Below are 11,091 nucleotides of genomic sequence, written 5' to 3' on the forward strand. Positions count from 1 at the left end.
GAATAAACAACCAGGAGGTCTCTATGTTGAATAAGAACAATAAGCTGCGACATAGCATTTCATTGGCCGCCGTACTGGCCCTCAGCGGTTTGAGCGCTTCGGCCTGGGCTGATGCGTACGAAGATGCCGCGAAAAAATGGATCGGCAGCGAGTTCAAGCCTTCCACCCTTACCGAAGCCCAACAGCTCGAGGAGTTGAAGTGGTTTATCAAGGCGTCGGAACCGTTCCGTGGGATGAAGATTAACGTGGTGTCGGAAACCCTCACCACCCACGAGTACGAATCCAAGGTACTGGCCAAGGCTTTCAGTGAAATCACCGGGATCAAGCTGACCCACGACCTGCTGCAGGAAGGCGACGTGGTGGAGAAGCTGCAAACCCAGATGCAGTCTGACAAGAATATCTACGACGGCTGGGTCAACGATTCCGACTTGATCGGTACGCACTTTCGCTATGGCAAGACTGAATCCATCACCGACCTGATGGCCAACGAAGGCAAGGACTTCACCTCGCCAACCCTGGACCTCAAGGACTTTATCGGCCTGTCCTTCACTACCGCCCCCGACGGTAAGGTCTACCAGTTGCCCGACCAGCAGTTCGCCAACCTCTACTGGTTCCGCGCCGACTGGTTCGAACGCCCGGAGCTGAAAGCCAAGTTCAAGGAAAAATACGGCTACGACCTCGGCGTACCGGTGAACTGGTCGGCTTATGAAGACATCGCCAAGTTCTTCAGCGAAGACGTCAAGGAAATCGATGGCAAGCGCATCTATGGGCACATGGACTACGGCAAGAAAGACCCGTCCCTGGGCTGGCGCTTCACCGATGCCTGGTTCTCCATGGCCGGCGGCGGCGACAAGGGCTTGCCCAACGGTTTGCCGGTGGACGAGTGGGGCATTCGTGTAGAGGACTGCCACCCGGTGGGCTCCAGCGTGACCCGCGGTGGCGATACCAACGGCCCGGCCGCGGTGTTCGCCACGCAGAAATACGTGGACTGGATGAAAGCCTACGCGCCACCTGAAGCGGCCGGCATGACCTTCTCCGAATCCGGCCCGGTGCCGTCCCAGGGCAACATCGCCCAGCAGATCTTCTGGTACACCGCATTTACCGCTGACATGGTCAAGCCGGGCTTGCCGGTGGTGAATGCCGACGGTACGCCCAAATGGCGCATGGCGCCGTCACCCGTCGGGCCTTACTGGGAAAAGGGCATGAAGAAGGGTTATCAGGATGTAGGTTCCTGGACCTTCCTCAAGTCCACGCCCGAGAAGCAGAAACTTGCGGCGTGGCTCTACGCGCAGTTCGTCACCTCGAAAACCGTGTCTTTGAAGAAAACCATCGTTGGCCTGACGCCGATTCGTGAGTCCGATATCAACTCCCAGGCCATGACCGACATGGCCCCCAAGCTCGGTGGCCTGGTGGAGTTCTACCGCAGCCCGGCTCGCACCGAGTGGTCGCCGACCGGCACCAACGTGCCGGACTACCCACGCTTGGCGCAGCTGTGGTGGAGCAACATCGCCGCCGCCGCCAGCGGCGAGAAAACCCCGCAACAGGCGTTGGACAACCTGGCCAAAGAGCAGGACGCGATCATGACGCGCCTGGAACGCTCCAAGGTGCAACCGGTGTGCGGGCCTAAGATGAACCCCGAGCGTGACGCCCAATACTGGTTCGATCAGCCGGGTGCGCCGAAGCCGAAACTGGCCAACGAGAAACCTAAAGGCGAAACCGTGAACTACAACGACCTGCTCAAGCAGTGGGAGGCGGCGCGTAAATAGTTCAGCGGGATGTGGTGAATGTGGGAGGGGGCAAGCCCCCTCCCACATTTGGACCTGCGTTGTGCCGTCAATGACCGCTTATCCACCCCAACCCAACCTCATTTGAATTTTTCGCACATCCCAATGCTCTGCATTTTAGAAGCGCACGCTGTTGAGCGCTCTTGCGGGCCGCCTTGTGGGCAGGCCTGGTATATCGGACTTTGCGGAAACTGCCATCATGACGCTTCTTACAGCGCTGTCGGGCCAGCCGGCCTCCATCACTCCATCGGCTCACGGCCCCTATCAGGGGCTTTATCAACAGCTCTATGGTGAAGGCCATGGCGCTGAAGAAGCCGCGCGTAACTTCCTGCAAGCGCAATTGGCCCAGGTTCGCGAGGCTGCCTGTGAATTGCCCGACCTGCCCGAGCAATTGCCGGCCTGGGTCGAACAGCGATGCGCGGAGGTGGCCCAGGCCTATGCCGATTACCTTGAGCAACGCCAGCAAGGCCAGCCACGGCAGTATTTCCAGAACAAGGCCCATGCGTTGTATTTTTTGCAACGCGTGGCGCCGACCAAGCAGGTCGACGGCGCTTGGCTCAACGGCTTGCTGCGTTACTGGCATGACCCGCGTTTCGATGGCCTGCTCACGACCTATCTGGAAGAGTTGGGTGACGGCGAAGCCGCGCAGAACCACGTGGTGATCTACCGCAAATTACTCAGCGAGCACGATGCCGACAGCGAAGCCGGCATAAAGGATGAGCATTACCAACAAGGCGCACTGCAATTGGCGCTGGGCTTGTGCGCCGAAGAATTCCTACCGGAGATCATTGGCTTCAACCTCGGCTACGAGCAGTTGCCCCTGCACCTGTTGATTACCGCCTACGAGCTGAGCGAGCTGGGTATCGACCCTTATTACTTCACCTTGCACGTCACCATCGATAACGCCAGCAGCGGCCACGCGTGCAAGGCGGCGCAATCGGTGCTGAGCCTGTTGCCACTGGGCGAGGGCAGGGCGGATTTCTACCGCCGCGTGGCCGAAGGGTATCGCCTGAATGATCTTGGCCCGGGCACCACGGCTGTCATCCAACAGTTCAACCTGCATGGCGAAGTGGTGGCGATGCTTGAACGCAAACGCACCTTCGGCCAGCACATGCATTCGGACTATTGCCGCTTCGAAGGCCAGACCGTCAACCAATGGCTGGCCAAGCCGGGACAGATCGGCGATTTCCTCAAGGCCCTGGAAGACAAGGGCTGGATCAAACACAACCAAGACCCCGCCGACAGCCGTTTCTGGCAGTTGATCGAGGGCGCGGGCGCAGCGATGTTCGGCGTGTTCAGCGGCTACGAAAAACAATTGCTGCATGATTGGATCGCCGGTGACTGGACCAGCAGCGAACGCGTGCCGCCCGTACGGCCAGGACGCGGCAGCCGATTTTCTCGCGAACAGCATCGCCCGGCAGACCCCGATACCCAGGCCCTGGTGGATTCGCTGTGTAGCCTGCCCGATGAGCAGCAGCTCAATGCGCTGATCCCGTGGATGTCGGCGCGCCGTCACTGCACGCCCGCAGGGTTGTACGCGACCCGCCGCTTTATCCAATTGCGCGCGCGTCTGCGCTAAGGAATTCGTCATGTCTGCACAACAGCTCGCTGATCGTGCCTTGTTGAACCTGGGCCGGGGGTTGAAGGAGAGTGGTTACCGCTTTATCACGCCGACGCCCTTGACCCATGAGCGCGTTTACCGACGCTTGGCGACGCCGCTGGCCAGGAACATTCGCGATGTATTCGGCTGGTCGATGCCGTTCGACCACGACCTGTTGCCCGAGGCATTTCGCGAAGAATTGCAGCAAACCGATGTGATCGAAAAGCACGGGGCGTTATGGCGCAGTACGGTGCGTTGGTCGAGCATCGACGAGCTGCTGTTCGCCCATTCGCCATACCCTACGGTGCAAGCGGACGCGGTGTTCTTCGGCCCCGATAGCTACCGTTTTGCCCAGGTGATCGAAGCCCATCTGCAACAGCGTTTCGAACCGCTCACGCGCGCGGTGGATATCGGCTGTGGTGCCGGTGTCGGCGCGCTGGTAGTTGCTCGGGCACGCCATGACGCTGAGGTGCTGGCGGTGGATATCAATCCTCGTGCCCTGCGCATGACCGCGGTGAATGCCGAGCTGGCGGGGCTTGGTAACGTCAGCGTTTATCACAGTGATGTACTGGCCGGCGTCGAGGGTCAATTTGACCTGATCGTTGCCAACCCGCCCTATATGAATGATGACCGCCAGCGCGCCTATCGCCATGGCGGCGGCGTGCTGGGTGAGCAGTTGTCGGTACGTATCGTCAGCGAATCCCTCGGGCGCCTGGCCCTTGGCGGTAGCCTGGTGCTCTACACCGGCGTGGCGATGGTGGCGGGCGGCGATCCATTCCTGGAGGCGGTCAAGCCGCTGTTGGGCAACGACGCCTATGGCTGGACGTACCGCGAACTGGACCCCGACGTCTTCGGTGAGGAACTCGACAAACCGGGTTATGAACGTGTGGAGCGCATCGCTGTGGTCGCGCTCTGCGTCACCCGGCTGCGCTGAAGTCCATGCTCACCTTCGGTATCGAAGAGGAATATTTGCTCACCGACCTGCACACCCGCCGGATGCTCAATGAGCCGTCGGCGGCAGTGCTGGCGGCCTGTCGCGCTGCGATCGGCGGCGGCTTCGCGTATGAGATGTTCCAGGGGCAAATCGAAGCCGCTTCACCGGTGTTCACCACCAGCGGCGAGGCAGCGGATTACCTGGCGACGGTGCGCGGCAATCTCGCGAAATCCCTGGCTGAATTCGGCCTCGGCTGTGTGTGTGCCGGCAGCCATCCCCTGGCCGATTGGCGCGAGCAGCGGCCAACCCCCCAGGCGCATTTCCAGCAGTTGTTCGACGATATTCAGTACGTGGCGCGGCGCAGTGTGCTGTGCGGGCTGCACGTGCATGTGCAGGTGCCGCAGACCCTGGACCGCATCGCCGTGATGAACCAGGTGTCGCCGTGGCTGCCTCTACTGTTACTGCTCAGTTGCTCCTCGCCATTTTGGGATGGCGCGCCCAGCGGCTTCATGAGCTATCGCCAGGCCGCTTGCGATGAGTGGCCGCGCATGGGCGTGCCGGAACATTTTGCCGATTGGAGCGAGTACCTGCATTATCTCGCCGTGCTGCAGCGCATAGGCGCGATCAAGGCAGATGGCAACGGCTGGTGGGGCATTCGCCCGGCGGCGCGTTACCCAACCCTTGAACTGCGCATGACCGACGCCTGCCCGCGGCTGGCGGATGCGTTAGCCCTCGCCACGTTGTTTCGGGTGATGGTCACCCACGCCTGCGCCCTGGAGCGCCCCGGCGCCCGGTTCAGCGCCCAAGCGCGCTGGCTGCTCAAGGAAAATCGCTGGCAGGCCAAACGCTACGGTGCAGCGGGCAACTTTGCGGTGGATGACACTGGCGCCATGGGCAGCGCGGAACACTGGCTGCAATGCGCCCGCCAGGAGTTTGCTGCCACCGCCGAGGCGATGGGCGAGCCGCAGCTTTTCGCTACCCTTGAGGCGCTGCTGCGGCGCGGCAACAGCGCGACTGAGCAATTGCGCTGGCATGCCCAAGCGCAGGCCGATGGTGTCGATGAGCTGGGTAGCCTGCGCCGCGTAGTCGACCAACTGTTGGCCCAGAGTCGCGGCGACCATTGACGCGCTGCGGTCAGGCCATGGCTTGTGGCTGAATACGCAACTCACCGTCCACGTCCTTGACCAACCCACTGGCCACGAACAATGGCGCAAGGCGCTTATGCAACTGCGGCTCGACAAACTCCTTGACCGTGTCCAGCACCAACACACCACTGAGCGGCAGCTCGACCTTGGTGTACGACAACCATGCCTTCTTCAACGCCATCAACACATCACTGCCTGCCGTCGAAGCGAAGCGGCGGTGCATAGGCTTACCGTCGAAGTTGAACGTGTGCTGGAACTCATAGCCGCTTTCATCACCGCCGCTGGCAGCGCACCGTACGCAGGTGCACGGGCCGTCGCCGAAGGCGTTGCGCAGATAAGCGTTGAAGTCCACCACGGGCTTGAGTGACAGGCGTTTATCGACCTCGAACAGGTCCCCGGTCATTTTTTCGTCAGTGTTCAACGTCCATTTCCTCGCAGGTCGGTGGCGGTATTTCAAAGCGCAGCACGATACCAGCCGAGCGTCGGTTTGTATCTGGCTATGAAACGCAGTTGAACGTGTGGGAGGGGGCTTTTAACCTTCACTGCACCTGAGGATCAGCGGAAAAATTCACCCGGCGTCGCCTCAAACTGCTGGCGAAACGCATTGATAAACGCCGACGTCGATTCATACCCACACCCCAACGCCACATCCGTCACCCGCTCACCTTGCTCCAGGGCGGGCAGGGCGCTCAACAGTCGCAGGCGCTGGCGCCATGCGCGGAATGTCAGCCCGGTGTCACTCAGGAATACGCGACTGAGGGTTTTTTCGCTGACCCCCAGCTTGCGGCTCCAATCCCCCAGCGTAGTTTGCTGCTCGGGGTGCAGGTTCAGGCTGCGATAGATCTGCCGCAGCCGCGGGTCATGGGGCAACGGCAACATCAAGTCGACTTGGGGCGCGGCGGCGAGTTGGTCGAGCAGCACCTGGGCCAGGCGCCCATCCGGCCCATCCTCGGCATAGGCCACCGGCAGCTCGCTGAAACTGCGGATCAACTCGCGCAACAGGCTACTCACCTCCAGCACCTGGCAACGCTCGGCCGCCCAGGCGGTAACGCTGCAATCGAGGTACAAACTACGCATTTCCGTATGGGGCGAACTGAATACCCGATGAGGCACGCCCGCCGGGATCCATACCGCGCGCTGCGGTGGTGCGACGAAACGGCCGACGCTGGTCTGGATCTCCAGCACCCCGGAAATCGCATAGGACAACTGCACCCACGGGTGGCTGTGCCGTCGCGTCAGCGCCCGATTGGGCAACGATTCGGTACGCCCATACACCGGCCGTGGCAGGCTGGTAAGCCCGGGCACACTGCGCCGGACGGCTTTTTCATGTCCTTTAGGCGGCATTTACTGGCTCATTGGCGTTAGTCGGTAACAGGCCGTTACGTTAGAGTCGCCACGATGTTCTTGGCAACCCCTGGAAGATTTGCTTATGACCCGCCCGCGCTTTCTACCCGACAACTTCACCCTGACCCTGATCGCCACGGTGATCCTCGCCTCAGTGCTGCCGGCCAGCGGCCAGACTGCCGTGGCGTTCGGCTGGGTCACCAACCTGGCCATCGCGCTGCTGTTTTTCCTGCACGGCGCCAAGCTGTCACGCCAAGCCATCGTTGCTGGTGCCGGCCACTGGCGCCTGCACCTGCTGGTGTTCAGCCTGACCTTCGTGCTGTTCCCACTGCTGGGCCTGGCGCTCAAACCGGTGCTGTCACCGCTGATCGGCAAAGACCTGTACATGGGCATGCTCTACCTCTGCGCCTTGCCGGCCACGGTGCAATCGGCGATTGCCTTCACGTCCCTGGCCCGCGGCAATATCCCGGCGGCGATTTGCAGCGCGGCGGCGTCAAGCCTGTTCGGTATCTTCCTGACACCGTTGCTGGTCGCGTTGCTGCTCAATGTGCAAGGTGATGGCGGCTCCACCGTCGACGCGATCCTGAAGATCAGCGTGCAGTTGCTGCTGCCGTTCATCGCCGGGCAAGTCGCCCGCCGTTGGATCGGTGACTGGGTCGGTCGCAACAAGTCCTGGCTGAAATTCGTCGACCAGGGCTCGATCCTGCTGGTGGTCTACGGCGCATTCAGCGAAGCGGTCACCGAAGGTATCTGGCACCAGATCCCGTTGTGGCAACTGGGCGGTCTCGTCGTGGCCTGCTGCGTCTTGCTCGCGCTGGTGCTGGTGGCTTCCCTGTTGCTGAGCAAGGCGTTCGGTTTTAACCAGGAAGACCGCATCACCATCCTGTTCTGCGGCTCGAAGAAAAGCCTGGCCACCGGCGTGCCCATGGCCCAGGTGTTGTTTGCCGGGGCGAGCATGGGGGTGCTGATACTGCCGCTGATGCTGTTCCACCAGATCCAATTGATGGTGTGTGCGGCGTTGGCCCAGCGTTACGCCCAGCGACCGGAAAGCATCCCCGAGTTGATGGGGCAGGTGGATCCGTGATCCACCTCTCATTCGCAGACAAATAAGCTCAAGTTAACCGCCACGCCGACGACTACCTTCTTACTAACCCAAGAAGGAGTGTCGGCATGAACGTTGGTCATATTTCGGTAGTGACAGGCCTCCTTTGCCTGTGGGCAAGCACCTGCGGCGCGGCGCAGACAGTGGGGCAGGGGACCATCAGGTTCACCGGCTCCATCGTCGAGTCGGGGTGCAGGACAAATGCGCGCAGCGGCTCCGTGATGGAGCTGACCGGCTGTGCCAGCACCAGTCGCGGCAGCCGCTTCGATGTACGCAGTGTGGCACCCGTGGCCAGCGTCAATGCGGCCCATGTGCGGCTGGTGGCGGACACCGGAGAGGGGCGCTATTACGACCAGCGCTACCTGCTGGTCGACGACGCCGGCGAGCCCATTCAGTCGGGCAACTACGTGATCACCATGACCTCGCCATAGTGCCGGGGCGACGATCCGCATCAACAGCGACCGGAGAAACCTATAGAATGCTCGGCGGCGGCGCTTGTCCTGGGTGGCCGCTCGATCATCGCCAGAGTACCTCGCCCGCCAATGAGCCTTTCTACCGCAACCCCCCAAGCCAACTGGCAACCGGTCATCGCCCTCGCGCTGGCCGCGTTTGTGTTCAATACCACCGAATTTGTGCCTGTCGGGCTGCTCAGCGCCATCGGCGCCAGCTTTGACATGCCCGTGGCCAGCGTCGGCCTGATGCTCACCATCTATGCCTGGATCGTGTCCCTGACCTCGCTGCCGGTGATGCTGCTGACCCGCAACGTCGAACGGCGCAAATTACTCATCGTGCTGTTCGGCCTGTTTATCGCCAGCCATATTCTCTCCAGCGTTGCTACCAGCTTTGGCCTGTTGATGGTCAGTCGCGTCGGCATCGCCTTGGCCCATGCCCTGTTCTGGTCGATCACCGCCTCGCTGGCCGTTCGCCTGGCGCCGGAGGGCAAGCAGGTCCAGGCGCTTGGGCTATTGGCCACGGGCACATCCCTGGCGATGGTGTTGGGCATTCCCTTGGGCCGCCTGCTTGGCGAGGCCATGGGCTGGCGTACCACCTTCCTGGTGATCGCCGCGTTCGCCGCCGCCCTGGTGTTCTGGCTGGCGCGCACCTTGCCGCCACTGCCCAGCCAGAACTCCGGCTCGCTGCGCAGCCTGCCGCTGCTGTTCAAGCGCCCGGCACTGGTGGCGCTGTACGTGCTTACCGCGATGACCGTCACTGCGCAATTCACCGCCTACAGCTACATCGAACCCTTTGTCGAAGGCGTTGCCGGGCTGGGTGGCAGTGCGGTGACGTTGATCCTGCTGGTGTTCGGTGGTGCCGGTATCATTGGCTCGTTGTTGTTCAGCCTGGTGCATCGCTTCAATCCGCACCTGTTCGTGATCGGCGCAGTGTTTATCCTCGCCGCGTGCCTGGCACTCATGCTGCCGTTGAGCGGCGCTGAGTCTTACCTGGTGGTGCTGAGCATTTTCTGGGGCATGGCGATCATGGGCTTTGGCCTCGCCATGCAGTCCAAGGTACTGGTGCTGGCGCCGGACGCCACCGATGTGGCGATGGCGATGTTTTCCGGGATCTACAACATCGGCATCGGCGGCGGCGCGTTGATGGGCAGTTGGGTCGGCAGCCATTTCGGCTTCGCCTGGATCGGCGCGGCGGGTGGGTTGCTGGCGGCGCTGGCGTTGGTGGGGTATTGCCTGGCGATTCGGCGGTTTGGGCAGGGTGTGCCGCGCACGCCAAGCTGATTGGCGAGTATTCAGCGGGTGACTGCAAGCTAAATGTGGGAGGGGGCTTGCTCCCGATGAGGGAGTATCAGCACACACATCTATGGCTGATACTCCGCCATCGGGAGCAAGCCCCCTCCCACATTTCAGACCGAGTTCGATTTCATGCCACCGGAATCAACGGACCCGCTTCGATGAAAGGGGCGGGGCGTGTTGTACCACTTCCCGCCGGCCTTGTTTACCCTAGGGTTGCCAGGTCTGCACCGCCTTGGCATCCACCGCCTTGGGCAACAGCCCCGCCTTGAAGAACGCATCGGCAATCTTTTGCTGCTCCCCCAGTTGCTCAAGCGTCACCGGCTGCACCAGATAACTGCGGTGCGCATTGGCGGCCTCCACCGTCGCCGGATCGAGGTTGCCCCACAACGGGCCCAGCACTTTTGCCGCGTCTTGCGGATGAGCTTTCACCCATTGTCCGGCTTTTTCCAATTCTGCATACACCACCTTCAGCACCTCGGGATGAGCCTGGGCGTAAGGCGTACCGGTCAGGTAATAACGCTTGTAGCTCGCCAACCCGCTGCCGTCCGCCAGGGTGCGGGTCGGCAGTTGCCGCTGCACGCTGGTGAGGAAAGGCTCCCAGGTGACCCAGGCATCCACCTTGTTGTTTTCAAAGGCGGCGCGGCCGTCAGCGGGGGACAGATAGGCCGGTTGGATATCGGCAAACGCCAGGCCGGCTTTGTTCAACGCGGCGATCAATAAATAGTGAGTGCCGGCGGCTTTGGTCACGGCGATTTTCTTGCCCTTGAGGTCCGCCAACTGCTGGATCGACGAGTCCTTGCGCACCACGATGGCCTGGGCGGAGGGCGAGGGCGCTTCCTGGGCAAAGTAGGTGAGCTGGGCCTGGGCTGCCTGAGCAAAGATCGGCACGGTATCGGCCACATCGGCGCTGATATCCACGTTGCCGACGTTCAGTGCCTCCAGCAATGGCAAGCCGCTGGGGAACTCGTGCCAGCTCACCTCGATGTGGTCGGCCTTCAGGGCTTTTTCCAGGGTTCCTTGGGTTTTGAGCAGGGTGATCAGGGTCGAGGATTTCTGGTAACCGATGCGCAGGGTTTGCTGGGCTTGGGGGCTCAAGGCGACAGAAAAGGCCAGCAATCCTAATACAGCGGCGAGAGGGCGACGAAGGGACATGTGGGCGCTCGATTTTCAACGGAATGGCCCGAAGCATAAGGTTCTGAAAACCATTCGATAAATACTCTTTCGATCTGAGCTTAAGGTTACTTGAGGCCCTGTCAGCCAGGTCGGGGCCGTGAGCAATCACCCGTTGGGCAGAATCGATGCATATCTAATGTGGGAGGGGGCTTGCTCCTGATAGCGGTGGGTCAGATATAGATTAATTGACTGACCCACCGCCATCGGGAGCAAGCCCCTCTCACAGGTGTGACATGGGCGGTCATCGCCGCGGTACTGGTA

Annotated in this window: 10 protein-coding genes; 7 read left to right on the forward strand and 3 right to left on the reverse strand. The window is 61.5% G+C overall.

What is annotated here, in order from left to right; genetic code table 11:
- The first annotated feature begins 23 nt into the window (after nucleotides 1-23).
- From JFT66_RS22525 to JFT66_RS22540, 4 genes are all read left to right on the forward strand, one after another.
- Nucleotides 24-1,766: an ABC transporter substrate-binding protein gene (locus JFT66_RS22525; protein ID WP_198860185.1), complete on the forward strand. Its 1,743-nt coding sequence runs from the start codon at nucleotides 24-26 to the stop codon at nucleotides 1,764-1,766.
- Between the two features lie 217 nt (nucleotides 1,767-1,983).
- Nucleotides 1,984-3,363, forward strand: a complete 1,380-nt coding sequence (locus tag JFT66_RS22530; RefSeq protein WP_198860186.1) for an iron-containing redox enzyme family protein — start codon at nucleotides 1,984-1,986, stop codon at nucleotides 3,361-3,363.
- A gap of 10 nt (nucleotides 3,364-3,373) precedes the next feature.
- The gene (locus tag JFT66_RS22535) at nucleotides 3,374-4,318 is read left to right on the forward strand and encodes a methyltransferase (protein ID WP_153870724.1); all 945 of its coding nucleotides are present in this window, start codon (nucleotides 3,374-3,376) and stop codon (nucleotides 4,316-4,318) included.
- Nucleotides 4,319-4,323: 5 nt separating this feature from the next.
- Complete coding sequence (locus JFT66_RS22540) at nucleotides 4,324-5,442, forward strand: carboxylate-amine ligase (protein WP_034117681.1); 1,119 nt, start codon at nucleotides 4,324-4,326, stop codon at nucleotides 5,440-5,442.
- Between the two features lie 10 nt (nucleotides 5,443-5,452).
- On the opposite strand, the gene JFT66_RS22545 is transcribed toward JFT66_RS22540, so the two are convergent.
- Both JFT66_RS22545 and JFT66_RS22550 read right to left on the reverse strand, forming a co-directional pair.
- Nucleotides 5,453-5,884, reverse strand: a complete 432-nt coding sequence (locus tag JFT66_RS22545) for a hypothetical protein (RefSeq protein ID WP_034117682.1) — start codon at nucleotides 5,882-5,884, stop codon at nucleotides 5,453-5,455.
- Nucleotides 5,885-6,018: 134 nt separating this feature from the next.
- Complete coding sequence (locus JFT66_RS22550) at nucleotides 6,019-6,807, reverse strand: AraC family transcriptional regulator (RefSeq protein WP_198860187.1); 789 nt, start codon at nucleotides 6,805-6,807, stop codon at nucleotides 6,019-6,021.
- Nucleotides 6,808-6,892: 85 nt separating this feature from the next.
- Between JFT66_RS22550 and JFT66_RS22555 the strand changes: the two genes are divergently transcribed.
- The 3 genes from JFT66_RS22555 (at nucleotide 6,893) to JFT66_RS22565 (ending at nucleotide 9,642) form a co-directional block, all read left to right on the forward strand.
- Nucleotides 6,893-7,891, forward strand: a complete 999-nt coding sequence (locus tag JFT66_RS22555; RefSeq protein WP_034117684.1) for a bile acid:sodium symporter family protein — start codon at nucleotides 6,893-6,895, stop codon at nucleotides 7,889-7,891.
- An 86-nt stretch (nucleotides 7,892-7,977) separates the two neighbouring features.
- Nucleotides 7,978-8,340, forward strand: a complete 363-nt coding sequence (locus JFT66_RS22560; protein ID WP_034117685.1) for a type 1 fimbrial protein — start codon at nucleotides 7,978-7,980, stop codon at nucleotides 8,338-8,340.
- 111 nt (nucleotides 8,341-8,451) lie between these two features.
- Nucleotides 8,452-9,642: a sugar transporter gene (locus JFT66_RS22565; protein WP_034117686.1), complete on the forward strand. Its 1,191-nt coding sequence runs from the start codon at nucleotides 8,452-8,454 to the stop codon at nucleotides 9,640-9,642.
- 222 nt (nucleotides 9,643-9,864) lie between these two features.
- Here JFT66_RS22565 and JFT66_RS22570 read toward each other — a convergent pair whose 3' ends face one another.
- Nucleotides 9,865-10,809, reverse strand: coding sequence for an aliphatic sulfonate ABC transporter substrate-binding protein (locus tag JFT66_RS22570; RefSeq protein ID WP_198860188.1), 945 nt, complete (start codon nucleotides 10,807-10,809; stop codon nucleotides 9,865-9,867).
- Nucleotides 10,810-11,091 lie beyond the last annotated feature (282 nt).

The organism is Pseudomonas sp. MF6755 (assembly GCF_016405635.1).
In the GTDB taxonomy this organism is placed as follows: Bacteria; Pseudomonadota; Gammaproteobacteria; order Pseudomonadales; family Pseudomonadaceae; genus Aquipseudomonas; species Aquipseudomonas haemolytica.

Coding starts and splice junctions, on each gene's coding strand:
- JFT66_RS22525 (WP_198860185.1), top strand. CDS start 24: ATGTTGAATAAGAACAATAAGCTGCGACATAGCATTTCATTGGCCGCC.
- JFT66_RS22530 (WP_198860186.1), top strand. CDS start 1,984: ATGACGCTTCTTACAGCGCTGTCGGGCCAGCCGGCCTCCATCACTCCA.
- JFT66_RS22535 (WP_153870724.1), top strand. CDS start 3,374: ATGTCTGCACAACAGCTCGCTGATCGTGCCTTGTTGAACCTGGGCCGG.
- JFT66_RS22540 (WP_034117681.1), top strand. CDS start 4,324: ATGCTCACCTTCGGTATCGAAGAGGAATATTTGCTCACCGACCTGCAC.
- JFT66_RS22550 (WP_198860187.1), bottom strand. CDS start 6,807: ATGCCGCCTAAAGGACATGAAAAAGCCGTCCGGCGCAGTGTGCCCGGG.
- JFT66_RS22555 (WP_034117684.1), top strand. CDS start 6,893: ATGACCCGCCCGCGCTTTCTACCCGACAACTTCACCCTGACCCTGATC.
- JFT66_RS22560 (WP_034117685.1), top strand. CDS start 7,978: ATGAACGTTGGTCATATTTCGGTAGTGACAGGCCTCCTTTGCCTGTGG.
- JFT66_RS22565 (WP_034117686.1), top strand. CDS start 8,452: ATGAGCCTTTCTACCGCAACCCCCCAAGCCAACTGGCAACCGGTCATC.
- JFT66_RS22570 (WP_198860188.1), bottom strand. CDS start 10,809: ATGTCCCTTCGTCGCCCTCTCGCCGCTGTATTAGGATTGCTGGCCTTT.